The following is a 24180-nucleotide window of genomic DNA, read 5'->3' on the forward strand; positions in this document are numbered from 1 at the left end:
TCACCCCGTCGGCGTGCCCTGCTTCCACTGGCCACCGGCGATCTTCGCGGCTGCAATCACCGCCTGCGTCCGGCTCTCGACGCCGAGCTTCTGCAGGATCGCCGAGACATGCGCCTTGATGGTGGCCTCGGAAACGCCGAGCTCGTAGGCGATCTGCTTGTTGAGCAGCCCTTCCGACAGCATCATCAGCACCCGCACCTGCTGCGGCGTCAGCGTCACCAGGCGGTCGCGCAGGCGCGTCATGTCGGGGTCCGTGGCGGCCGACAGGTCGGTGTCGGCGGGAACCCAGACGTCCCCCTCCATCACCTTGAGGATGGCGTCGCGCAGCGTCTCGACGCCGAAACGCTTCGGGATGAAACCGGAAGCGCCGAAATCGAGCGAGCGGCGGATCGTGGCGCTGTCGTCGGAGGCCGAGACGATCACCACCGGGATCGCCGGATATTGCGCGCGCAGATAGATCAGGCCGGAAAAGCCGGAGATCCCGGGCATCGAGAGATCGAGCAGGATCAGGTCGACGTCGGAGGTCTGCTCCAGCAGCTTGGTCAGATCCTCGAACGATCCGGCCTCGTCGATCCTGGCCGAGGTCAGGACGCTCGCCACCGCCTGCCGCAGCGCATCGCGGAACAGGGGATGATCATCGGCAATGACGAGATGGGTCGAGGGAGCGTTCATCGTTCTCTTGCTGTCATTCGCTACCGGCTGGCGAGTCGATGCCACGGCTGGCCAATTCTTCCCTGACCGGCCGTGGCATGCAAGTGCACATTATCCCTTTGCTGCAAAGGGGTTAATCCGGAAGTCTTCGCGGCTGCGCAGCGGCGCCCGATACCGCGCCGTCAGGCGCGCGTCAGCGCGCAAGGCCGAAAGTCGTATTGGGGCGGGTTTCACGCCGATGTTACCTTGGAGCCAAGACCTGGGGTTGATCCGGCATGACCGGGCGTCTGGGGCGCGAGGAAACGAATTTTTCGGGGAGCGACTCAACATGTCGACAATGGCTGTGTCTCAAGCTGGCGTGGGAGGGATGACGAAGGACGAACGGTTCGTCATTCTCGCCTCCTCGCTGGGTACCGTCTTCGAGTGGTACGATTTTTACCTTTACGGCTCGCTGGCCAGCATTATCGGCGCGCAGTTCTTCTCGGCCTACCCGCCGGCAACCCGCGATATCTTCGCGCTGCTGGCATTCGCCGCGGGCTTCCTGGTGCGCCCGTTCGGCGCGATCGTGTTCGGCCGCATCGGCGACATCGTCGGCCGGAAGTACACCTTCCTCGTCACCATCCTGATCATGGGTCTGTCGACCTTCATCGTCGGCCTGCTGCCGAATGCGGCGACGATCGGCATCGCGGCCCCGATCATCCTGATCGCGCTGCGCCTTGCCCAGGGTCTCGCGCTCGGCGGTGAATATGGCGGTGCGGCGACCTATGTCGCGGAGCATGCCCCTAACGGCAAGCGCGGCTACTACACCTCCTTCATCCAGACCACGGCAACGCTCGGCCTGTTCCTGTCGCTGCTGGTGATCCTGTTCACCCGCTCCGCGATCGGCGAAGCCGACTTCGCGGCCTGGGGCTGGCGCATCCCGTTCCTGGTCTCGGTGCTGCTGCTCGGCATCTCGGTCTGGATCCGGCTCCGCCTCAACGAATCGCCGATCTTCCAGAAGATGAAGGACGAGGGGAAGAGTTCGAAGGCGCCGCTGACGGAAGCCTTCGGCAACTGGCAGAACGGCAAGCTGGTGCTGCTCGCGCTGCTCGGCGGCGTGATGGGCCAGGGCGTGGTCTGGTACACCGGCCAGTTCTACGCGCTGTTCTTCCTGCAATCGATCCTGAAGGTCGACGGCTACACCGCCAACCTCCTGATCGCCTGGTCGCTGCTGCTCGGCACCGGCTTCTTCATCGTGTTCGGCATGCTCTCCGACAAGATCGGCCGCAAGCCGATCATCCTCGGCGGCTGCCTGATCGCGGCACTGACCTTCTTCCCGATCTTCAAGATGATCACCTCCAACGCCAACCCGGCGCTGGAAAAGGCCATCGAGCAGACCAAGGTCGAGGTGGTGGCCGATCCCGCAGGCTGCGGCGACCTGTTCAACCCGGTCGGCACCCGCGTCTTCACCGCGCCCTGCGACACCGCACGCGCCTTCCTCGCCCAGTCGTCGGTCAAGTACTCGACGACATCGGGTGCGGCCGGCTCCGGCGTAAAGGTGATGGTCAACGGCAAGGAAGTTGCCTACACGAACGCCAAGGACAGCAATCCTGCGGTTCTCGCCGCCGTGCAGGCCGCCGGCTACCCGAAGACCGGCGACGCCGGCATCGTGAAGATGGCGCATCCGTTCGACATCTTCCGTCCGCAGGTGGCCGCGACCATCGGACTGCTGTTCATCCTCGTGATCTTCGTCACCATGGTGTACGGCCCGATCGCCGCGATGCTGGTCGAATTGTTCCCGACCCGCATCCGCTACACCTCGATGTCGCTGCCCTACCACATCGGCAACGGCTGGTTCGGCGGCCTGCTCCCCGCGACCGCCTTCGCCATCGTGGCCTCGACCGGCGATATCTACGCGGGTCTCTGGTATCCGGTCATCTTCGCGTCCATCACCGTCGTGATCGGCTTCCTGTTCCTGCCCGAGACCAAGGACGTCGACATCAAGGCGACCTGATCGCAAGCAACGATCAACCAACACCAACCGGCCGCGGTCTCCGCGGCCGGTTTTGTTTTCTGCCTACTGATTGGCGCCGATGAATTGCAGCACTACCTCGCGCCGGTGCGGGCGGGCGCGATGCTCGATCAGATAGATCGCCTGCCAGGTGCCAAGCGCGAGCCTGCCGTCCAGGACCGGGACCTGAAGCGAAGTCTGCGTCAGCATGGTCTTGATATGTCCGGGCATGTCGTCCGGCCCCTCGGTGTCGTGGGTCCAGCCGGCGTTCTCCGGCGCGAGCCTGGATAGCGCGGTGGTGAGATCGACGAGGACGGACGGATCGGCGTTCTCCTGGATCGTCAGGGACGCCGAGGTGTGACGGATGAACAGCGTCAGCGCGCCTTCGCGCGCGTGAGCCTCATTGATGAATTTCATAGCTTCGCTGGTGAGATCAGTGAAGCCGCGCCCCTGCGTCTCCACGGTGAGCAGCGACGATGAGATAATGGTGGCTTGCACCGAGGATGGCGCCGAGCGGGTTACGGATCTGGCTGATGTCATGGAGGTTCTCTCGTAACGTCGTCCTGGCGAAAGCCAGGACCCATTACCCCGAATGCGCGTGACGGCAAAAGGTGGCAACGCGCTTCGAGAATGAACCGAGAGGCCGCGCCGTATGTGTCCTGGCTTTCGCCAGGACGACAAACTCAGATCCTCCCCGACACGTCCTTCTGCACGCGGTTGGCCATGTCGATAAGCCGACGCCAGGCCTTTTCCAGGAACGACATCACACGATCGACGTCCTGGTCGCTCGGCAGCGGGATCTCGATCTTGCGGTCGCCCTCGGCGACCTTCGGATCGGCTTTCTTGAGCGGGTCGGATTTCGGCAGCGCCTCGTCGATCTTGCCCGACACGGTCGGTCCCGCCGCGAGCTGTCCCTTCAGCTTCTCGACTTCGGTCTGGAGCCGGCCGATCTCGGCGTCGAGCGCGGCACGCTCGTCGGGCACCGCGTAGCAGGCCCAGCCGGCGCCGTTCTTGGTGCAGGTCGACACCGTGCCGGTGCGGGTGTCGAGCCGCAGCACGCCCTCGGGGATCGGCGTCATGCTGTAGCGGCCGTTTTCGCCGTCGGGCGCGGATTGCGCGGCAACGAGACCGCCGCTGCTGGCCATCACCGCGGCCAGCGCCGCTGCCGAAAGCCATGATGTTGTGGACGACGTCGCTGGTCTCATCGCACTCTCCGCCACGCCGCGCAGGTGGCACATCTGCAATTCTACACCCCGGCAAGGCCATCCGCCGCCAAAAACACTCGCCCGGAATCAACGATTACGGCCGCCCGTTTGATCCCGGCAGCACGGCGAAATGGCGACCGCATCCACCGATCATGAGAGGAGCTGCTGCGGTGCGGCGTCACGCTGTGTGCAGCGCTGCCGCGTGCGCCGATATCGTCAAATAAATCAGACACATAACAGAAAGCGACGCAATCGTGACTTGGCTTGACTTGATTATGGGCCATCAGTATGGTCCGCGCGGCTTTTGAGGGTGGCGGGCGTAATTTCCATTCAGCCGCGGCGTTTCGGGTCTTCGTTGCATGACACAGGGCACGGGACACGGCGAGAATGGAGATCGCGATAGATCGCCCGAGGAAGCTGCGCTTTCCGAACGGCTCGGAAATCTTGATCAGCGGTTGTCCGAACTTCGCGGCCGCCACGTCAAGACCGAGCAACCCGCAGGTGACGATGGAGACAGAGCGGCCAGAGCCTCGGCGATGGCGCTTGGTTTCCGGTTATCTTCGGAGTTGGTCGCCGGGGTCGTCGTCGGAGCGGGGATTGGCTGGGGTTTCGACCGCTTGCTGTCGACGTCGCCTTTCGGATTTATCGTGTTCCTGCTGCTGGGCTTCGTCGCCGGCGTGGTGAATGTGGTGAGAACGGCAGGGGCAGGTCAAAACAGGCGCGGTGGTTCTTAAGCGATCCGCTCAGGAGAGGAATGATCGTGCCGGCTTTGCCGGTACGGGCCGGCCCGGCCGGCAGACCGAGACCCGCCGGCATTGCCCGGCAGACCAAGAGATGCCGCGCTGATGAAAATCGACCCGATCCACCAGTTCAACATCGAGCCTCTCTTCACGATCGGCCATATCGGCCATCAGACGATCGCCTTCACCAATTCATCGCTCTACATGCTGATCGCCGTGGCGATCATCTCGCTGCTGATGCTTGCCAGCGGTGCGCAGCTGGTTCCCGGGCGCCTTCAGTCGGTCGCCGAGATCTCCTACGAGTTCGTCGCGTCGACCATCCGTTCGACCGCCGGCTCGGAAGGCATGAAGTTCTTCCCGCTGATCTTCTCGCTGTTCATGTTCATCTGCGTCTCGAACCTGATCGGCATCATTCCCTATACCTTCACGATCTCGAGCCATCTGATTGTGACGGCAGCCCTGGCGCTGCTGGTCTTCTTCACGGTCCTGATCTACGGCGTTGCCAAGAACGGCCTGAAATTCTTCTCGATCTTCGTGCCCCACGGCGTCCCCGGCTACATCCTGCCGCTGGTGATGTTCATCGAGATCCTGTCGTTCTTCCTGCGGCCGGTCTCCCACAGCGTCCGTCTCTTCGCCAACATGCTGGCCGGCCACATCGCGCTGAAGGTGTTCGCGGGCTTCGTCGCCATGCTCGGCTTCTCGCTCGGCGCCCTCGGCTGGGTCGGCGGCGTGCTGCCGCTGGCGCTCACGGTCGCGCTGTACGCCCTCGAGATTCTGGTCGCGTTCCTGCAAGCCTATGTGTTTGCGATCCTGACCTGCATCTACCTCAACGACGCCATTCATCCGGGACACTGAGCGGTCCGGGGAATTTCCACCCACAACCCAATCTTTCTTCCAAGGAGTCTAAAATGGATCCGGCAGCAGCAAAACTTATCGGCGCGGGCATCGCATGCATCGGCATGGGCGGTGCGGGCGTCGGCGTGGGCGTGATCTTCGGCAACTACCTCGCCGCGGCCGTTCGCAACCCCTCGGCCGCTCAGGGCCAGTTCGGCAACCTGATCTTCGGCTTCGCCGTGACCGAAGCGCTCGGCATTTTCTCGCTGCTGATCGCGCTGCTGCTGCTGTTCGTTCCGCTCTGAGGACGACGTTCTTCGCGCCGCTTCGACCGAAGCGGCGCGCATGACAGCAACAGGAGTACTCCATGGCTGAGAGTCATGGCGGGGCGAAGGGTCCAGCGGCGGGCGCCCACACCGGGGCCGAAGGCGGTCACGGTGGTGGCTTTCCGCCGTTCGAGAGCAGCACTTATGCTTCGCAGCTGGTGTCGCTCGCGATCTTCTTCGTCGTGCTTTACGTGATCGTGTCCAAGCTCGCTCTGCCGAAGGTCGGCGGGGCGATCGAAGCGCGTCAGAACAAGATCGAGGGTGACCTCGCCGAGGCGCAGACGCTGAGGGACCAGTCCGACGCGGCGCTGAAGGCCTATGAAAGCGAACTCGCTTCGGCGCGTTCGCGGGCGCAGGCGATCGGCAATGAATCCCGCGACAAGGCGAATGCGCAGGCGGAAGCCGAGCGCAAGGCCCTGGAAGAGCAGCTGGCGGCCAAGCTCGCCGGGGCGGAGAAGACCATCGCCTCGACCCGCACAGCCGCCATGAGCAACGTCCGCGGCATCGCGGCCGATGCGGCAGGCCAGATCGTGCAGCAGCTCACCGGCGTCGTTCCCGATGCCGCGTCAGTGAATGCCGCGGTCGATGCGTCCCTGAAAGGTTAATCGAGATGTTCTTCGATCCTGAAACCTGGGTCGCCATCGCCTTCGTGATCCTGATGGTCGTGTTCGGCTATCTCGGGGTCTTCAAGTCTGCGATGACCGCGCTCGACCATCGCGCCGCGCGCATCAAGGCAGAGCTCGACGACGCGACGCGCCTCAAGCAGGAGGCGGCCAAGGTGCTCGCCGACTACAAGGCGCGCAGTGCCACGGCCGAGCGCGAGGCTGCCGACATCATCGCCAACGCCAAGGTCGAAGCCGAGCGCATCGCGACCGAGGCCAAGGCGAAGATGGAAGACTTCGTGGCCCGCAGAACCAAGACCGCGGAGAGCAAGATCGCGCTCGCCGAGGCCCAGGCGGTGGCCGATGTCCGTGCCGCAGCCGCGGAAGCCGCCGTCCAGGCCGCCTCCACGATCCTGTCGCAGTCGGTCAAGGGCCAAGTCGCCGACGACCTGCTCGCCAAGAGCATCAGCGAAGTTCGGCAGAAGCTGAACTGAGCGCGAACGCCTCATCAATCAAAAAGCCGGCGCGATGAGCGCCGGCTTTTTTGTTTGTCGGCGCCGTGGCCGCAAATTGGATGTCATGCCCCGCGAAGGCGGGGCATCCAGTACGCCGCGGCCCTTCCGTAGACCGCTGACGGCTCTGGAATACTGGATCCCCCGCTTTCGCGGGTGATGGCAGCTGAAATTGCGGTGCCAGCCGAGATCGAGACCCTACTTCTTCTTCGGCTTTGCCTTCGGCTCGGGCGACAGCGCCTGCGGGTCGAAGCCGACGTAGAAGACGTAGGAATCGGCGGTCGCGGCCGACGGGATCGGATAGGACAGATCTTCGGCGACGAAGGTGAAGGGCACGCTGCCGCCTTCCGACATCCCGACCGTGGTCCGATAGGCCTTCGAGGCGATTACCTTCTCACCGACGCCGCCCTGCACCACCGCGACGCGCAGCGGAACCTCGACGCTAGCAGGCGCGCCGGCGGGACCGGCGATGACGCGGCCCTGGACGCCGATCCGGGCCGTGATGTCGCCGCCGTTGCGCACGCATTCACGCGCCATCTTGGTGATGGTGGCCTGGAAGCGGACCTCATTGCCGACGGCCGGCTTGCCGGTGGCTCCGACCGCATAGGTAGAGGCGCCGGCGCGCACCGTGACCTGCGGGCAATCGACATCGTCGTCGGCCGGCTGTCCGGGCGCAGGCGCCGGCTTGGACTGGGCCGGCTCGTCGGACTTGCCGCCGAACAGGCTCTTGAAGCGGTCGCTCAACGACTGGGCCGCCACCGGCGAGACGGACGCGAACGCAACCGACAACGCCAGCGCGATCGCTGTCCCCCGCCGCAACGCATTCCGCGATGACCGAAGCTCGTGCACCATCAACGCCCATACTCCATGACAACAATCCGGCCGATCGCCAGCCTTCCCGCCGCGTTATATCGCCAAAATCGGCGAACCCAAGGCAGCAAAAAAGGCAGGACGCCGGAGACTTTGGCTGTACGAACCGACCGGCTCAGCCGCGGAAATCCTCGTGCAGCAGACCGAACAGCAAATGGTCCTGCCAGACCCCGTTGATGCAGAGATAGCGGCGCGCCAGCCCTTCCCGGGAGAAGCCGCACTTCTCCAGCACCCGGATCGACGGTGCATTGGTGGGGATGCAGGCAGCCTCGACCCGGTGCAGGTTGAGTTCGCCGAACAGCGTCGGCAGCAGCACCCGCAGCGCAGCCGTCATGTAGCCGCGATGGGCGTGGGGCTGGCCGACCCAATAGCCGATGGTGCCGGCCTGGACGATGCCGCGCCGGACATTGGCGAGCGTTATGCCGCCGACCATGGCGCCGTCGAGCTCACGGAAGATCAGAAAGGGGTAGGAGCGGTCCGCGGCGATATCCTCGGAATAGCGGCGCAGGCGGCGGCGAAAGCCGGAGCGCGTCAGATCGTCCGACGGCCAGATCGGCTCCCAGGGCGTCAGGTAATCGCGGCTGGACTCGCGCAAGTGAGCCCATTGCAGGAAGTCCGACATCTGCGGTGCACGCAGCAAAAGCCCGTTGCCGCGCGGCGCGAGGGCGGCGGGTCCACTGGATGGCAGGCGAAAGAGGGCCATGGTGATGCTTCCCGGGGCGGATCAGCCCACGCGCGGCTCCTAATGCAGTCGCGCCTTGGCACGTGCCCGGGTCAATCCTTCCGCAAAAGACACCGCCGTGTCCAGACCCCTGCCACTGCCTAATGCGACAACCGCAGGGCGGCTGCGCGAAAGCAGTGCACGCGCCGCGTCCCGGGTCGATTCGACGCTGACGGCGTCGATCCGGGCCACCAGCTCCTGCACCGTCTGCGGCCGGCCATAGGCCAGGACGTGGCGGGCGAGCTGCTCGGCACGGGAAGAGCAGCTCTCCAGCGCCATCAGGAGGCCCGCCTTCATCTGCGCCTTGGCCCGTGCAATCTCGGCCTCGGTCAGGGTCTCCACCGAATCATTCATGACGTCGACCACGACTTCCATCATCTCCGGCGCATCGGCCGGATCGGTACCGGTGTAGAGGCCGAAGAAGCCGGTATCGGTATAGGGCGCGTGGAAGCTGTAGATCGAGTAGCAGAGGCCGCGCTTCTCGCGCACCTCCTGGAACAGCCGCGACGACATTCCGCCGCCGAGGATGTTGGTGAAGACCTGGAGCGAGAACAGCGACAGATCGTTCTGCGGCACACCTTCCAGCGCCAGCGTCAGATGCGCCTGCTCGAGCTCGCGATGCACGACCTTGGCGCCGCCCTTGCCGAACTGGGCGGCCTGCGGCTTCGGGCCCGGCGTCCCCTCGAAGCTCGCAAAGCGCTTCTCGGCCTCGGCGACCACCTGGCTGTGATCGACCGCGCCGGCGGCCGCCACCACCATGTCGGGCCCGCGATAATGCGTCGACAGATAGCCGCGCAGCATGTCGCGGTTGAAGGCGCGCAGCGTCTTGGCGGTGCCGAGCAGCGAGCGGCCCATCGGCTGGTCGGGATAGCAGAGCTCGTTGAGATGCTCGAACACGACGTCGTCGGGCGTGTCCTGCGCGGCACCGATCTCCTGCACGATGACGTTCTTCTCGCGCTCCAGCTCGTCGGGCTCGAAGGCGGGATTGGCCAGGATGTCGGCGAGCACGTCGAGCGCCAGCGGCACGTCGGCCTTCAGCACCCGCGCATAATAGGACGTGGTCTCGGTCGAGGTGCCGGCATTGAGGTCGCCGCCGACAGCCTCGATCTCCTCGACGATCTCGCGCGAGGAGCGCTTGGTCGTGCCCTTGAACGCCATGTGCTCGAGGAGATGCGAGATGCCGTGCTCGTTGGGCTTCTCGTCGCGTCCGCCGACGCCGGCCCAGACCCCGAGCGCCGCAGTCTCGAGATGGGGCATCTTGTCGGTGACGACGGTGAGGCCGGACGCAAGCTTGGAGATCTCGACGCTCATCCGGCAACTCCCTGTTTTGCGGCACGGCTGACCGACAGCACGAACCGCTCGACCTCGGCCTGATCGTTCTTCATCACCTTCATGTGTTCGGATTTGGTCATGAGGCCGTCGAGCCAGGCCGGCAGTTGCGGCCGCTGGCCGCAGGCCGCTTCGACCGCGTCGGGGAATTTGGCCGGATGCGCGGTGGAGAGCACGATGCTGGGCACCGTGGTGTCGGTGGTGTCGCGATCGGCGACCGCGAGCGCGACCGCAGTATGGGGATCGACCAGCTCGCCCGCCTCACGCCAGGCGGCGCGGATCGCGGCCGCGGTTTCGGTCTCGTCGGCGCGCCCGGCGTCGAACTCCTCGCGGATCGCGGCGAGCGTCGCATCGGGCAGCACGAAGCGCCCGGACTGCTTCAGCGAATCCATGAGACGGCGCACACCGGCCGCATCGCGCCGGCCGGCCTCGAACAGCAGCCGCTCGAAATTCGAGGAGATCTGGATGTCCATCGACGGCGACGCCGTGGCGTGCACCTCGCGCACCTCGTAGATGCCGGTCTTCAGCGTCCGCGCCAGGATGTCGTTGACGTTGGCGGCGATGCGCAGGGTCCGCACCGGCAGACCCATGCGCTTGGCGACGTAGCCGGCAAAGATGTCGCCGAAATTGCCGGTCGGCACGACGAAGTCCACCGCGCGCGCCGGCGCGCCGGCGGCAACGGCGGAGGTGAAGTAATAGACCACCTGGGCAACGATACGCGCCCAGTTGATGGAATTGACGCCGGACAGCGAGGTCGCATCGCGGAAGCGATGGTTGTTGAACATTCCCTTCACGAGGGCCTGGCAGTCGTCGAACGTGCCTTCGATGGCGAGCGCATGCACGTTGGCCGCGCCCGTCGTCGTCATCATCCGCCGCTGCACCTCGGAGATGCGGCCGTGCGGGAACAGTACGATGAGATCGACGTTCTCCAGCCCCGCGAAGGCTTCGACCGCAGCGCCGCCGGTATCACCGGAGGTTGCGACCACGATGGTGGTGCGCTGGCCGCGCTTGGCGAGCACATGGTCCATCAGCCGCGAGATGAGCTGCATCGCCACGTCCTTGAAGGCGAGCGTCGGGCCGTGGAACAGCTCCAGCACGAACTGGTGCGGCGACATCTGGCGCAGCGGCACCACCGCGGGATGGCGGAAGGTGGCGTAGGCCTCGTTCGCCATCCGGCCGAGCTCGGCGTCCGTGATCTCGCCTCCCGCGAAGGGACGGATCACGTCGACGGCGACCTCCCAATACGGGCGGCCGAAGAAGCCGGCGATCGTGTCAGCCGAGAGCTGCGGCCATGTCGCCGGCACATACAGGCCACCGTCGCGGGCAAGCCCGGTCAGCATCACGTCGCAGAAGCCGAGTTCGGGGGCCTCGCCCCGGGTCGAGATATAACGAGTCAAACTGCCCTCCAAAGGCCGGCCAAGCCGAAGCTTGATCCGTAAGCCTTTGATTTCACGATATTCCTGATTAACAGCCAGAGGCTTTGGGCCACCATAAAGTGTTTTGCGGCATCGGGAAACCGCTTCCCGCCCGCACCCTTTGCAACGAAAAGGGCTGCGGCAATGCCGCAGCCCTCTCTTGGAAGGTCTGTCGTTGATATGTGCAGACCAGTTTGGCTCGTCCGGGGCGCCTGCCCGCTAAAACTGCTCGCGCAAGCTTTCGTCGCCTGTCCTCAGACCGTCAAGGGCGAAAACCGGGCGCGACGACAAATGTTCCTGTTTTTCCCGACGCGTATGAACGCCGCATACCCGTCCGCATACTGGCCACAAGGCCGGCTTTGCCATTTCTTCCTGAACCCTTGATCGCGGCAGGAACGAACGCAGCCGCAGTCCATTGTGTCGGCGGATAGCGTCCGCCGTCGGCCACGCATTGCCCGGCCGGCGGAGTCGCCGATCCGTCGGCCGAACCGCTGCATCCTGGAGCAGCCGGTTCGGTCGCTGGCGGGACGTCAGTTCATGCCGATTTCCACCGCAATCCGGATCAGGTCGGAATGGTTCTTGGCCCCCAACTTCTGCTTGAGCAGGGAGGTGGTGTTGGCGACCGTCTTGTAGGAGATCCCAAGCGCCTCGGCGACCTCGACGATCTTATCGCCGCGCCCGAGCAGGCGGAGGATCTCGAGCTCCCGCGGCGTCATCTGCGAGGCCGGATTGGCCTTGATCGCGGCACCGGAGAACGTCACGGCCTCCGCCAGCTGCGGCGAGATGAAATTGTCGCCCGCGACCACCTTGCGCACCGCTTTCAGCAGGATCCGGGGATCATCGCCCTTGGAGACATAGCCCTGCGCCCCCAGCTCGACCGCCCGCACCACGAAGGCCGGATCGTCGTTCATGCTGAACATAATGATCTTGGCATCAGGATCGTCCTTGCGGATCCGCCGCATCAGCTCGAACCCGGAGACATCCGGCAGGCTGATGTCGATCACGGTGACGTCGGGCCGCTTGCTGATATAGGCGCGATGGCCGGATTTGGCGTCCATCGCCTCGTCGATGCGGATCGAATGGTCGGATGCGAACAGGGTTCGGCAACCCGACAGCACCACAGGATGGTCGTCGACGATCAGGACCCTGGTCGCCGGCTTGGCGGTATCTTGCATCGCGCGCTCTCTGGTTTTTCAACTCATAGACCGGCGGGAACAAATGGAAAGAGAGAAATCCGCCGGGACGCGTTAGAATTGAACTAATGTGGCAACACCTGTCGTTCAGAACCCAACTGTTTCTTCCGCTCGGCGTGAGCTTCCTCGCCGCGCTGGTCATGGGCGGCGTGCTGCTCCAGAGCTTTGCGACCGGCCAGCTGGCCGACGAGAACGAATTGGGGCGACATTCGGCCCGAGCGGTCGCCGCGGCGCTCAACAACACCCTGCGCGCCTCGGACAATCCGCGGCAGACGCTCGACGCCTTTGTCCATTCTTTGGGCACCTCCTCCGATATCCAATTCCGTCCTGTCGAAGCGGGTCCCGAGCCCTCGCCAACGGCCGGTCCGCGCAAGCCGCATAGCGTGCCGCAATGGTTCATCGACCTGCTCACCATCCCGGACATGGACGCAGCGTCCCCGCTGATCATCGACGGCAAGCGGGTCGGCGATCTCGTGTTCCTGCCCGACCTGTCGGCCGACCTGTTCGAGAAATGGATCGGTTTTCTGGCGCTGACGAGCCTCATCGCCGTGCTGACGGTGCTGACCGGAACGATCGCCTATCTCTTCGCGGAATCGGCACTGCGCCCCCTGCAAAATCTGGGCGCAGGCCTCACGCGAATACGGCGCGGCGATTATGCGACGCCGATCCCGGTGGCAGGGCCGCCGGAGATCCGGCAGAGCTGCGAGGAGGCCAATGCGCTGGCGGCGACGCTCGCGCGACTAAGCCAGGACAATCGCGACCTGCTGCACCGCCTGGTGTCGCTCCAGGACGACGAGCGGCGCGATCTCGCTCGCGAGCTGCACGACGAGCTCGGCCCGCTGCTGTTCAGCATCCGCGCCGGCACGATCGCCCTGATCGAGGCTTCGCCGCCGGTGGGACATCTCGGCAATACGGCGCAGGAGGTGCTGCAATCGGTCGAAGCGCTCCAGCAGACCAACCGCCGCATCCTCGACCGGCTGCGGCCGCTCTATATCGAGGAATTGGGGCTGGAAACCAGCGTGCAGACGCTGCTCCGGAACTTTCGCAAGCAGGCCCCGCATATCGGGCTGACCGCCACGGTCGATCCTGGTCTCAACGGGCTCGACGGGCCGCTGGCCCAGACCGTCTATCGCGTGATCCAGGAGGCGCTGACCAATGTGCTGCGCCATGCCGCAGCACGCAATGCCCATGTGCAGGCGGCCATTTCAGGCGACGCGCTCGCCGTCGAGATTTCCGACGACGGCGGGGGATTTACCGAGGGCAACGTCTTCGGCCGGGGTCTGACCGGTATGCACGAGCGCGTGCGCGCGCTCAGCGGATCGCTGTCATTGCTGCGCGCGGATGAACGAACCTATGTGCGCTGCCGTCTGCCCGTGCAGAGGACGCGCGACGAGCCGGCGCAAAGCTAGCACGCGCAGCCGTGATGCGCGTTCTGTCGCGCCGGCGCGCACAGCGTGCTGTCGATTTTGCCTTCCGCACTGAAGCGAAACGAGGCGTGAATGCGCAGCGCGCCTGCGACGGAATATTCGAGATCGACGCCATCAGGCACGGGATGGATCTCCTCGAGACCGAAGCCGGCCGACGAGAATGCGCTGAGCCGCGGCCCCCAGTAGGTTTCGAGCTCGTCTCGGCCGCGATAACGCTGCGTGCCGTTGCACGTGCATTCGATCTGCGCGTCGGCCGCATAGAGGTCGAGCAGCGTCGCGAGGTCGCCCTTCCGGCAGGCATCCACCCAATCGACGACAATTCCCATCTGATCGAAATCGCTCACGCCGTAATCCTGTCTGCCGCGAAATTTTGCATGCGGCTTAGGACCACACTCGTGAATGCGCGCTGAATGGTAAACCCCGGGTGATAACGGGTTCCTCCCGGGAACCTACGGAAGATTCAGCTCGAGCGACGTCCCCTCACCCAGACGCCGAACGCGATCAGCACCGCGCCTGCAAGCGCGAACCAGGTGACGGCGTATTGCAGGTGATCGTCCTTCAGATGCACGTCGAGCGGACCCGGACGCGGGATGCCATTTTCGGGCGCGGGCTGCTCCAGATCGATGTAGAACGGCGCAACCGTGCCCCAGCCGAGCGCGCTCGCGATCGCCACATGATCGCGCACGAACCAGAGCCGCTTGTCGCGGCTCTCCGCCGGCGTCAGCCAGCCCGGCGGTTCGGGAAAGCGCAGATAGCCGGTGAGCGCGACCGGCTGCCCGGTCACGAGCTTCTTCACCGCGCGATCCTCGACACTGCGATCCTGCATCGTGTTCTCGACGAAGCCGGCATCGATCACGACCATCTCGCCGCTCGGAAGCCGCGCCGGCAGGAAGGCCCAGGTGCCGGGACCGGAAGCGTCCTTGCGTACGGCCGAGCCGGACGAATAGACCATCGCATCGGGCGAGGCGGCGTAGGTCGCAGTGAAGCTGACACGGCGGAATTCATCGCGCGCGGGATTGAGCGCAGCCCATTGTGCGGGCGGCGGCAGCGCAATGGGTGCCGCCGCCAGACGCTCGGTGAGTGCTGCGATCAGCGCGTGCTTGGCGGTCCGGCGCTGCAATTGCCAGACGCCGAGGGCAACGAAGGCGGCCGCCAGGAGAAGCGTGAACAGCGCAAAGCCGGCCACGCGAGGCTTGCGCGCAGTCTCGTTCATTTCGCGCGGTCGACCAGCCGGCCCGGCGCAGCCTTGTGGTGGAATTGCAGCGCGATCAGCAGCGACTTCATCGCGCGCAGTGGCAAGAGCGTGGTGGCGAGAATCAGCGGCAGCCATAGCACGGCATGCAGCCAGTACGGCGGCTGGTACTTGACCTCGACGATCAGCGCGCACGCAACGACGATCCCACCGGCGAGCATGATGATGAAGATTGCCGGGCCATCGCCGGTGTCGATGAAGGCATAGTCGAGGCCGCAGCGGTCGCAGGAGGGTGCGAGCGTCAGGAAGCCCGCATAGAGCTTGCCCTGGCCGCAGCGCGGGCATTTGCAGGCCAGCCCGCGCATCGCGCTTTGCAGGACGGTGGTTTCGGACTTGGGTGGACCGGCGGTGTCATTCATGATGGCGGACTCTATCACAGTTTCCGCCGAAACTTCCGGCGGCGCAAAAGCGAAAGGGCGGCCCTGCGGCCGCCCTTTCTGATCGATCCAAAGCTGCTCAGTGCGCGCCGTGGGCCATGGTCTCGGCGCCGTGTCCCCACACATAGATGCAGAGGAACAGGAACAGCCAGACCACGTCGACGAAGTGCCAGTACCAGGCGGCGAACTCGAAGCCGAGATGCTGCTTCGGCGTGAAGTGGCCGGCATAGGCACGGAACAGGCAGACCAGCAGGAAGATGGTGCCGACCAGCACGTGGAAGCCGTGGAAACCGGTCGCCATGAAGAAGGTCGCGCCATAGACGTTGCCGGCGAACGAGAACGCCGCATGGCTGTACTCATAGGCCTGCACGCAGGTGAAGAGCGCGCCGAGCACGACGGTGAGGATCAGGCCGTATTTCAGGCCCTGACGATCGTTCTCGAGCAACGCATGGTGCGCCCAGGTCACCGTGGTGCCCGAGGTGAGCAGGATCAGCGTGTTCAGGAGCGGCAGATGCCAGGGATCGAAGGTCTCGATGCCGTGGGGCGGCCAGGTGCCGGGGACCGCGCAGGCTCCGGCCGCGGTGCCGAGGCCGCAGCCGAACACGGCATCGCGGGTGGCGTGGACAGCGTCGGCCGGAAACAGCGCCGCGTTGAAATAGGCCCAGAACCAGGCGACGAAGAACATCACCTCGGAGGCGATGAACAGAATCATGCCGTAGCGGTGATGGAGCTGCACGACGCGGGTATGGTCGCCCTTGTACTGGGCTTCCTTGATCACGTCGCCCCACCAGCTCGCCATGGTGTAGAGCACGCCGACGGTGCCGACGCCGAACACGATCGGCGCGGCCGAGAACATGTGGTGCATCCAGGCGATCGCGCCGACCGCCATGATGAATGCCGAGAGCGAACCGACCGCCGGCCAGGGAGAGGGATCGACCAGATGATAGTCGTGATGCTTGCCTTGCGCGGTAGCCATTTGCGGTCTCTCTCCTCAATCCCGTGCCTGTCCGGCACTTATCCCCTTGTGTCCAACCCCCAGAGCGTGAGCCCGGCGGTCAGAGATTTCCCTTGCGTTTGTCGCCTTCCCCGGACGCGAGCGGCTTCACCACCGGATCCTTCACCGGGTAGAACGTGTAGGACAGCGTGATCGTGCTGAGCCCGTCGTTCTCGTGGTCGTCGGCGATCGACGGATCGACGTAGAACACGACCGGCATCTCGCGCTTCTCACCGGGCGCCATGGTCTGCTCGGTGAAGCAGAAGCAGTTGATCTTCTGGAAGTAGGACCCGACCGTCAGCGGCGCGACGTTGTAGGCGGCCTGGCCGGCAGTGGTGCGCGCGGCCTGGTTGGTCACGGTGTAGAAGACGGTCGTGACCTGGCCGATATTGACCTCGATCTCGCTCTGCTCCGGCTCGAACTTCCAGGGCAGACCGGGCGCGACGTTGGAATCGAAGCGCACCGCGATCTTCCGCGCGATCGGACCGGTGGTCGGCGCGGCGGTCGCGACCTGGGTCGTGCCGTTGAAACCGGTAGCGCGGCAGAACCAGTTGTAGAACGGCACCGCCGCGTAGGAGGCGCCGACCATCAGCGCCACCACGCCGCCGCAGATCGAGGCGACCAGCACGTCACGACCGAGGCCCTTACCGACGCCTTTCCTGGCCGTCCGGCTCTGATCCCGCGATATGGTCGGCTCGTGATCCATTTTCCCTACATCGGCCGGACTAGAACTGCCGGTCCCTTGACCATGGTGACGGCGAAGAACAGCACCACGAGCACGCCGAGCGCGAGCGCGATCGCGATCGAGCGCTGACGGCGGCTCTTCTTCTGCGCCTCGGTGAGGACGATTCCATCTGGCTCGGGTTTGTCCGCCACCGCGATCATGCGCCCCCTGCCATCGGAGCAAGCGCCCGGAACACGACCTCGGCCAGCAGGGTCGCAAACAGCGCGAACAGGTAAAGGATGGAGAAGGCGAACAGTTTTCGCGTGGCGCGCAACGACTGGCTGCGCTCGCGGCGCATATAGACGTTGATCGCGAGCACCAGCATGCCGGCGCCGAGGATCAGCGAGACGATGCCGTAGACGGCGTCGAAATAGCCGAGCGCCCAGGGCGCGGCGGCCACCGCGATCAGCACGATGGTGTAGAGCAGGATCTGGAGGCGGGTCGCATCGGGACCGGCGACATTGGGCAGCATCGGAATGCCGGCGCGCGCGTAATCGTCCGAGCGGAACAGCGCGAGCGCCCAGAAATGCGGCGGGGTCCAGAAGAAGATGATGGCGAAGAGAAGCAGCGGCTCGACGTCGACCGTGCCTGTTACCGCGGCCCAGGCCACCACCGGCGGCAACGCACCGGCGGCGCCGCCGATCACGATGTTCTGCGCGGTCCAGCGCTTCAGCCACATCGTGTAGATCACGACGTAGAAGAAGATGGTGAAGGCGAGCAGCGCGCCCGCGATCCAGTTGACGAGGATGCCGAGCGTCATCACCGAGAAGAAGGCGAGCGTCATGCCGAACGTCATCGCCTCGGGACGGGTGATGCGACCACGCGGAATCGGCCGGTTCGCCGTGCGCGACATCTTGGCGTCGATATCGCCTTCGAGCGCCATGTTGAGCGCCCCGGAGGCGCCGGCGCCGACGGCGATGCAGAGCAGCGAGGTGATCGCCAGCACCGGGTGGAAATGCCCGGGCGCCATCGCCATTCCGACCAGCGCGGTGAAGATCACCAGCGACATCACCCGCGGCTTGAGCAGCGCAATGTAGTCGCCCACCTCCGCTTCGGAGATGCGGGGATTGATGTCGACGGCGTTCTGGTCGAGGACGGACACTAAATCAACTCGCTTCGTTATGGAGCCGCGGCGCCCGTCATGGGCGCCGCGGGTGATCGCTTACTGCACGCGGGGCAGCACTTCGAACTGATGGAAGGGCGGCGGCGAGGGCAGCGTCCACTCCAGCGTGGTCGCGCCGGCACCCCACGGATTGTCGCCAGCCGGCACCTTTTTCGCAAAGGCATCGATCACGCAATAGAGGAAGATCAGGACGCCAAAGCCGGAAATGTAGGAGCCGACCGACGAGACCAGGTTCCAGCCGGCGAACGCGTCGGGATAGTCGACGTAGCGGCGCGGCATGCCCGACAGGCCGAGGAAGTGCTGCGGGAAGAACACCAGATTCACGCCGATGAAGGTGACCCAGAAGTGCGCCTTCGCCAGCGTCTCGTTGTACATGTAGCCCGTCATCTTCGGGAACCAGTAGTACCAGCCGGCGAAGATCGCGAACACCGCACCGAGCGACAGCACGTAGTGGAAGTGCGCGACGACGTAGTAGGTCTCCTGGAGCACGCGGTCGACGCCGGCATTCGCCAGCACGACGCCGGTGACGCCACCGACCGTGAACAGGAAGATGAAGCCCACGGCCCAGATCATCGGCGCGCGGAATTCGATCGAGCCGCCCCACATCGTGGCGATCCACGAGAAGATCTTCACGCCGGTCGGAACCGCGATCACCATCGTCGCCGCGACGAAATAGGCCTGCGTCGCCGACGACATGCCGACCGTGTACATGTGGTGCGCCCACACCACGAAGCCGATGCCGCCGATCGCGACCATGGCGTAGGCCATGCCGAGATAGCCGAACACGGGCTTGCGCGAGAAGGTGGAGACGATCTGGCTGATCATGCCGAAGCCGGGCAGGATCAGGATGTACACCTCGGGATGGCCGAAGAACCAGAACAGGTGCTGGAACAGCACGGGGTCGCCGCCGCCGTCGGGCGCGAAGAAGGTCGTGCCGAAATTGCGGTCGGTGAGCAGCATGGTGATCGCACCGGCAAGCACCGGCAGCGACAACAGCAGCAGGAACACCGTCACCAGGATCGACCACACGAACAGCGGCATCTTGTGCAGGGTCATGCCCGGCGCGCGCATGTTGAAGATCGTGGTGATGAAGTTGATGGCGCCGAGGATCGACGAGGCGCCCGCCAGATGGAGCGACAGGATCGCGAAGTCGACGGCCGGGCCGGGATGACCCGAGCTCGACAGCGGCACATACATGGTCCAGCCGGCGCCGACGCCGTTGGCGCCCGGCTCACCCTCGACGAAGGTCGACATCAGCAGCAACCCGAACGAGGCCGGCAGCAGCCAGAACGAGATGTTGTTCATGCGCGGGAACGCCATGTCGGGCGCGCCGATCATCAGCGGCACGAACCAGTTGCCGAAGCCGCCGATCATCGCCGGCATGACCATGAAGAAGATCATGATCAGGCCGTGGGAGGTCACGAAGACGTTGTAAGTGTGCGTCTCGTGGAAGATCTGCACGCCCGGATACATCAGCTCGGCACGGATCGCGATCGACATCGCGGCACCGATGACGCCGGCGATGACCGCGAAGATCAGGTACATCGTGCCGATGTCCTTGTGGTTGGTCGAATAGACGTAGCGTCTCCATCCGGTCGGATGGGCGTGCTCGTCATGTCCGTGGTCTTGCGCGTGATCGCCGTGTGCCGCTGCGCTGGTTGCCATTTTCAAATCCTGCCTTGCGTCCCAATCGGACCTTTGGAGGTCCCGCCCTTTAGTCGCTTTCAGTCCCCTCGAGCCTTTACCCGACGCCTACTGCGTCGGGCCGGCCGCGGAGGCGTAGGTGCCGGTGCCGCCGCTCGCAAATTTCTTCTTCGCCGTTTCGACCCAGGAGGCGAATTCCTTGTCTTCCACGACGCGAATCGCGATCGGCATGAAGGCGTGATCCTTGCCGCAGAGCTCCGAGCATTGGCCGTAGAACATGCCGGTCTTGGCGGCCTTGAACCAGGTTTCGTTCAGTCGCCCCGGAATGGCGTCGATCTTGACGCCGAACGCCGGCAGCGCGAAGGCGTGGATGACGTCCGCACCGGTCACCTGAACACGAATCACCTTGTTGACCGGCACCACCATCTCGTTGTCGACGCCGAGCAGGCGGGGCTGCTTGTCCTGGGCCATCAGCGAGTCGAACTCGAACTTGCCGTTGTCGGGATAGGCGTAGGACCAGTACCACTGCTTGCCGGTCGCCTTGATGGTCAGGTCCGCCTTCGGCACGTCGAGCTCCAGGAACAGCAGGCGGAACGACGGCACCGAGATGCCGACCAGGATCAGCACCGGAACCAGCGTCCAGGCCACCTCGATCAGCGTGTTGTGGGTGGTCCGCGACGGCACCGGATTGGCCCTCGCGTTGAATTTGATGACCACGACCACCAGCAGCGCCAGAACGAACAGCGTAATCAGCGCGATGAGCACGAACAGGAAGTTGTGGAACCAGACGATATTGTCCATCACCGGCGAGCCGGACTGCTGGAGCGTCCACTCCCATGGCGCCGGCTGCCCAAGCTCGGCAAATGCCGCGCTGCCCGTCGCCAGTGTCAGACCAGCTACGGCCAATCCCAGCAAATGCCGGCCTACCCGGCCCTTCGACATCCTCATGCCGTTCGCGCTCCCCTTACGAAATCACCCCAGGTGCGTCCCCCTATTTCCGGGAAACGCTTATTCGATCCGTCCGTCTGACAAACCGCCACTCAAGAATACCTCTAAGAGGAATTGGGGCCAGATCGCTAGAACGCCGAAATCAAGCTTCTCAAACCATAATTCTTGATCTATCGCAATGCAGTCTTGAACCCCATCTGCCAGCGATCACCCGCAAGATATTTCCTAGTAACATCAGACAAAAATACCGTTTCCCGGGATGCTGCGGCTTGACAGCGGAATTGCCCGTTGTAGGCACAGGCGAACGGCCGCACAGGAACCTGATTCGTGCCGGCGGCGGCGGCCTCGGCGGCGCGGAATTTGCTTGGGAATTGCCTTCAAGACGCCGTCATTTCCGTATCAGTCCACCCGCGCAAGCGACCCAAGCGAGCAGAGGGACCGACCCCGATGGGGCTTTCGAGATGCATGGCAAGGCCGGATAGCAGCCTCAACGCGCTGATCGGCCTTCTGGCCGCCGCCCTTCTCCTTGCTTTACCCAGCCTCGCCCATGCGCAGGGCGCGGTGCGCTCCGTCCATGGCGACTGGCAGATCCGCTGCGACACCCCGCCGGGCGCCCAGGCCGAGCAATGCGCCCTGATCCAGAGCGTCGTGGCCGAAGACCGCTCCAATGCCGGCCTGACCGTGATCGTGCTCAAGACCGCCGACCAGAAGAGCCGCCTGATGCGCGTGGTCGCCCCCCTCGGCGTCCTGCTGCCCTCCGGCCTCGGGCTGAAGCTCGACAATCAGGACGTCGGCCGCGCCGGCTTCGTGCGCTGCCTGCCCAATGGCTGCGTCGCCGAGGTCGTCATGGACGACAAGCTGCTCGGCCAGCTCCGCACCGCCAAGACCGCGACCTTCATCATCTTCGAGACGCCGGAAGAAGGCATCGGCTTCCCGCTCAGCCTGAACGGACTGGGTGAGGGGTACGACAAGCTGCCGTAGGCAGCTGGACCTATTGTTTCCGTAATGTGAGGCTTCGCGCCCTCGCGGAACTGGTCTGAAACCATTATCTTGCCCCACATCTCCAGATAATGGACGGACACATGACCAATCCCGCCACAACCTCCCTGCTCGACCGCGCCAATCTCGACCGCGACCAGGTTCGCCACGAGGTCGCGCGCGGGCTTGCCGGCGCCGACGACGGCGAGCTGTTCCTGGAGTACAGCCAGACCGAAGCGCTGATGTTCGACAATGGGCGGCTGAAGCAGGCGACCTACGACACCTCCCAGGGTTTTGGCCTGCGCGCCGTCAAGGACGACGCGGTCGGCTACGCCCATTCCTCCGACGTGTCGCTGCCGGCGCTGATTCGCGCCGCCGACGCGGTTGCGGCCGTGCGCGGCGGCTACTCCGGCAGCTTTTCGGCTCCTCCCCCGCATACCAATGTGCGCCTCTATGGCGACGACAACCCGCTCGATGCGCCGGGCTTCGAGACCAAAGTCAAGCTGCTCGCCGAGATCGACGCCTATCTGCGCGACAAGGATCCGCGGGTGCGGCAGGTCAGCGTCAGCCTGGGCGCAACCTGGCAGGTGGTCGAGATCCTGCGGCCCGACGGCGAGAGCTATCGCGACATCCGCCCGCTGGTGCGTGTCAACATCTCCGTCGTCGCCGGCCAGGGCGACCGCCAGGAGAGCGGCAGCAAGGGCTATGGCGGCCGCGCCGGCTATGCCGAATTCATCGAGAGCAAGAACTGGCGCGACGCCGCCGACGGCGCGCTGCGCGAGGCGCTGGTCAACCTGGAGTCCATTCCCGCCCCTGCCGGCGAGATGGACGTCGTGCTTGGCGCAGGCTGGCCCGGCGTGATGCTGCATGAAGCGGTCGGCCACGGGCTCGAAGGCGACTTCAACCGCAAGAGGACCTCGGCCTTTGCCGGCCTGATGGGCCAGCAGGTCGCGGCCAAGGGCGTCACCGTGGTCGACGACGGCACTATTGCCTCGCGCCGCGGCTCGCTCTCGATCGACGACGAGGGCACGCCGACCAATCGCACCGTGCTGATCGAGGACGGCATCCTGGTCGGCTACATGCAGGACCGCCAGAACGCGCGGCTGATGAACATGAAGCCGACCGGCAACGGCCGCCGCCAGGGCTATGCCCATGTGCCGATGCCGCGCATGACCAACACCTACATGCTCGCGGGCGATCGCGATCCGGCCGAGATCCTGGCGTCGGTGAAGAACGGCGTCTTCGCCGCGAATTTCGGCGGCGGCCAGGTCGACATCACCTCGGGCAAATACGTGTTTCAGTGCACCGAGGCCTACAAGATCGAGAACGGCAAGATCGGCGCCCCGCTGAAGGGCGCCATGCTGATCGGCAACGGACCGACCGACCTGCATCGCATCCGCATGATCGGCAACGATCTCGCGCTCGATACCGGCATCGGCACCTGCGGCAAGAACGGCCAGGGCGTGCCGGTTGGCGTCGGCCAGCCGTCGCTTCTGATGGAACGCATTACGGTGGGTGGAACAGGCGCATGAGTGTTGAGAAGATGACTGCGACCGCCACCAAGCGGAAGAGCAGCGGCTGGGGCGGGCAACTGGTGCAACTCGCCGGCATCGTCGCCGCGGTGTTCATCGCTAAGGGCGCGCTCGCCGAGCCGTTTTACGTGCCGTCGGGCTCGATGGAGCCGACGCTGCTGATCGGCGACGCCCTGCTCGCCTCGAAATTCCCCTACGGCTACGGCACCTCCTCGCTGCCGATCCAGATCAACCTGCCCGAGAGCGGCCGCGTGTTCGCGGAGACGCCGAAGCAGGGCGACGTCGTGGTGTTCCGCTGGCCCGGCGATCGCTCGCAGGCCTGGGTCAAGCGCGTGGTGGGTCTGCCCGGCGACCGCATCCAGATGCGGCAGGGCCAGCTCTTCATCAACGACCGGCCCGCCGAGCTCAAGCCCGACGGCATCGGCGCCGCCGAGGACGACAATGGCGGCAGCGAGCCTGCCTACCGCTATGTCGAGACGCTGCCGAACGGCGTCTCGCACCTGATCTTCAAGATGCGCGACAACGGCCCGCTCGACAACACGCCGGAAGTGACGGTGCCGGCCGGACATCTCTTCGTGCTCGGCGATAACAGAGACAACTCCGCCGACAGCCGCGTGCCGCTGCGCTCCGGCGGCGTCGGCCTGCTGCCGATCGACAATCTGGTCGGACGCGCGGATGCCGTGCTCGGCTCCTGGGACCTCGGCATGCGCGGCCAGCCGGTGTGGACCTGGCTGTCCGGTTTCCGCCTCGCGCGGTTCTTCACCGCCGTGCATTGACCGGAAGTCTCCTCACC

At 65.0% G+C, this 24180-nt stretch carries 27 protein-coding genes; 10 read left to right on the plus strand and 17 right to left on the minus strand.

Annotated elements, in window-relative coordinates; translation table 11 throughout:
* Positions 1-672 carry a response regulator gene (locus ACVWW6_RS04015; RefSeq protein ID WP_060909349.1) on the minus strand — a complete coding sequence of 224 codons (672 nt, stop codon included), beginning with the start codon at positions 670-672 and terminating at the stop codon, positions 1-3.
* 346 nt (positions 673-1018) lie between these two features.
* On the opposite strand from ACVWW6_RS04015, the gene ACVWW6_RS04020 reads away from it, so the two are divergent.
* Positions 1019-2644, plus strand: coding sequence for an MFS transporter (locus ACVWW6_RS04020; RefSeq protein ID WP_202633115.1), 1626 nt, complete (start codon positions 1019-1021; stop codon positions 2642-2644).
* A 63-nt stretch (positions 2645-2707) separates the two neighbouring features.
* Here the strand turns inward: ACVWW6_RS04020 and ACVWW6_RS04025 are convergent, their stop codons facing one another.
* A complete protein-coding gene (locus ACVWW6_RS04025; protein ID WP_304550732.1) occupies positions 2708-3181 on the minus strand; it encodes a secondary thiamine-phosphate synthase enzyme YjbQ in 474 nt (157 codons plus the stop codon).
* Positions 3182-3324: 143 nt separating this feature from the next.
* Positions 3325-3846 carry a hypothetical protein gene (locus ACVWW6_RS04030; protein WP_028173697.1) on the minus strand — a complete coding sequence of 174 codons (522 nt, stop codon included), beginning with the start codon at positions 3844-3846 and terminating at the stop codon, positions 3325-3327.
* 359 nt (positions 3847-4205) lie between these two features.
* Between ACVWW6_RS04030 and ACVWW6_RS04035 the strand changes: the two genes are divergently transcribed.
* From ACVWW6_RS04035 to ACVWW6_RS04055, 5 genes are all read left to right on the plus strand, one after another.
* Positions 4206-4580 (plus strand): AtpZ/AtpI family protein, encoded by a 375-nt coding sequence (locus tag ACVWW6_RS04035; protein WP_028173698.1) that lies wholly within the window; start codon positions 4206-4208, stop codon positions 4578-4580.
* A 111-nt stretch (positions 4581-4691) separates the two neighbouring features.
* Entirely contained in the window at positions 4692-5441 is a 750-nt protein-coding gene (locus ACVWW6_RS04040) for a F0F1 ATP synthase subunit A (RefSeq protein WP_011084006.1), read from the plus strand.
* A gap of 53 nt (positions 5442-5494) precedes the next feature.
* A complete protein-coding gene (locus ACVWW6_RS04045; protein WP_007599451.1) occupies positions 5495-5725 on the plus strand; it encodes a F0F1 ATP synthase subunit C in 231 nt (76 codons plus the stop codon).
* A 62-nt stretch (positions 5726-5787) separates the two neighbouring features.
* Positions 5788-6351, plus strand: a complete 564-nt coding sequence (locus tag ACVWW6_RS04050) for a F0F1 ATP synthase subunit B family protein (protein ID WP_028173699.1) — start codon at positions 5788-5790, stop codon at positions 6349-6351.
* 5 nt (positions 6352-6356) lie between these two features.
* On the plus strand, positions 6357-6842 hold the full coding sequence (locus tag ACVWW6_RS04055) for a F0F1 ATP synthase subunit B family protein (protein WP_011084004.1): 486 nt from the start codon (positions 6357-6359) through the stop codon (positions 6840-6842).
* Positions 6843-7058: 216 nt separating this feature from the next.
* On the opposite strand, the gene ACVWW6_RS04060 is transcribed toward ACVWW6_RS04055, so the two are convergent.
* The 5 genes from ACVWW6_RS04060 to ACVWW6_RS04080 all read right to left on the minus strand — a co-directional run bounded on the left by ACVWW6_RS04060 (position 7059) and on the right by ACVWW6_RS04080 (position 12370).
* Positions 7059-7712: a hypothetical protein gene (locus ACVWW6_RS04060; RefSeq protein ID WP_456680170.1), complete on the minus strand. Its 654-nt coding sequence runs from the start codon at positions 7710-7712 to the stop codon at positions 7059-7061.
* Positions 7713-7845: 133 nt separating this feature from the next.
* Positions 7846-8433: a GNAT family N-acetyltransferase gene (locus tag ACVWW6_RS04065; protein ID WP_011084002.1), complete on the minus strand. Its 588-nt coding sequence runs from the start codon at positions 8431-8433 to the stop codon at positions 7846-7848.
* Between the two features lie 39 nt (positions 8434-8472).
* Entirely contained in the window at positions 8473-9762 is a 1290-nt protein-coding gene (locus tag ACVWW6_RS04070; RefSeq protein ID WP_011084001.1) for a M16 family metallopeptidase, read from the minus strand.
* Positions 9759-11177 (minus strand): threonine synthase, encoded by a 1419-nt coding sequence (gene thrC, locus ACVWW6_RS04075; RefSeq protein ID WP_404524541.1) that lies wholly within the window; start codon positions 11175-11177, stop codon positions 9759-9761. Before thrC ends, ACVWW6_RS04070 begins: the two co-directional genes overlap by 4 nt.
* Positions 11178-11725: 548 nt before the next feature.
* Positions 11726-12370 carry a response regulator transcription factor gene (locus tag ACVWW6_RS04080; protein ID WP_011083999.1) on the minus strand — a complete coding sequence of 215 codons (645 nt, stop codon included), beginning with the start codon at positions 12368-12370 and terminating at the stop codon, positions 11726-11728.
* An 86-nt stretch (positions 12371-12456) separates the two neighbouring features.
* Between ACVWW6_RS04080 and ACVWW6_RS04085 the strand changes: the two genes are divergently transcribed.
* Positions 12457-13797: a histidine kinase gene (locus ACVWW6_RS04085; protein ID WP_304550687.1), complete on the plus strand. Its 1341-nt coding sequence runs from the start codon at positions 12457-12459 to the stop codon at positions 13795-13797.
* Here the strand turns inward: ACVWW6_RS04085 and ACVWW6_RS04090 are convergent.
* From ACVWW6_RS04090 to coxB, 9 genes are all read right to left on the minus strand, one after another.
* Positions 13794-14159: a nuclear transport factor 2 family protein gene (locus ACVWW6_RS04090; RefSeq protein WP_304550685.1), complete on the minus strand. Its 366-nt coding sequence runs from the start codon at positions 14157-14159 to the stop codon at positions 13794-13796. The genes ACVWW6_RS04085 and ACVWW6_RS04090 overlap by 4 nt on opposite strands.
* Positions 14160-14275: 116 nt before the next feature.
* Positions 14276-15028, minus strand: a complete 753-nt coding sequence (locus ACVWW6_RS04095; protein ID WP_028173703.1) for an SURF1 family protein — start codon at positions 15026-15028, stop codon at positions 14276-14278.
* Positions 15025-15426 (minus strand): DUF983 domain-containing protein, encoded by a 402-nt coding sequence (locus tag ACVWW6_RS04100; RefSeq protein ID WP_011083995.1) that lies wholly within the window; start codon positions 15424-15426, stop codon positions 15025-15027. Before ACVWW6_RS04100 ends, ACVWW6_RS04095 begins: the two co-directional genes overlap by 4 nt.
* A 97-nt stretch (positions 15427-15523) precedes the next feature.
* Positions 15524-16420 (minus strand): cytochrome c oxidase subunit 3, encoded by an 897-nt coding sequence (locus ACVWW6_RS04105; protein ID WP_011083994.1) that lies wholly within the window; start codon positions 16418-16420, stop codon positions 15524-15526.
* A 79-nt stretch (positions 16421-16499) separates the two neighbouring features.
* Positions 16500-17144, minus strand: coding sequence for a cytochrome c oxidase assembly protein (locus ACVWW6_RS04110; protein WP_456680171.1), 645 nt, complete (start codon positions 17142-17144; stop codon positions 16500-16502).
* Between the two features lie 5 nt (positions 17145-17149).
* Complete coding sequence (locus ACVWW6_RS04115) at positions 17150-17323, minus strand: hypothetical protein (protein ID WP_011083992.1); 174 nt, start codon at positions 17321-17323, stop codon at positions 17150-17152.
* A complete protein-coding gene (locus tag ACVWW6_RS04120; RefSeq protein ID WP_456680172.1) occupies positions 17320-18264 on the minus strand; it encodes a heme o synthase in 945 nt (314 codons plus the stop codon). Before ACVWW6_RS04120 ends, ACVWW6_RS04115 begins: the two co-directional genes overlap by 4 nt.
* A 60-nt stretch (positions 18265-18324) precedes the next feature.
* The gene (gene ctaD / locus ACVWW6_RS04125; protein ID WP_011083990.1) at positions 18325-19950 is read right to left on the minus strand and encodes a cytochrome c oxidase subunit I; all 1626 of its coding nucleotides are present in this window, start codon (positions 19948-19950) and stop codon (positions 18325-18327) included.
* Positions 19951-20037: 87 nt separating this feature from the next.
* On the minus strand, positions 20038-20877 hold the full coding sequence (coxB, locus tag ACVWW6_RS04130) for a cytochrome c oxidase subunit II (protein WP_011083989.1): 840 nt from the start codon (positions 20875-20877) through the stop codon (positions 20038-20040).
* A gap of 447 nt (positions 20878-21324) precedes the next feature.
* Between coxB and ACVWW6_RS04135 the strand changes: the two genes are divergently transcribed.
* The 3 genes from ACVWW6_RS04135 to lepB all read left to right on the plus strand — a co-directional run bounded on the left by ACVWW6_RS04135 (position 21325) and on the right by lepB (position 24163).
* Complete coding sequence (locus ACVWW6_RS04135) at positions 21325-21858, plus strand: invasion associated locus B family protein (RefSeq protein WP_028173706.1); 534 nt, start codon at positions 21325-21327, stop codon at positions 21856-21858.
* A gap of 101 nt (positions 21859-21959) precedes the next feature.
* Positions 21960-23387 (plus strand): metalloprotease TldD, encoded by a 1428-nt coding sequence (gene tldD, locus ACVWW6_RS04140; RefSeq protein ID WP_271556921.1) that lies wholly within the window; start codon positions 21960-21962, stop codon positions 23385-23387.
* On the plus strand, positions 23384-24163 hold the full coding sequence (gene lepB / locus ACVWW6_RS04145) for a signal peptidase I (protein ID WP_456680173.1): 780 nt from the start codon (positions 23384-23386) through the stop codon (positions 24161-24163). Before tldD ends, lepB begins: the two co-directional genes overlap by 4 nt.
* Positions 24164-24180: the final 17 nt, after the last annotated feature.

The sequence above is a fragment of the Bradyrhizobium sp. USDA 3311 genome (genome assembly GCF_054062495.1).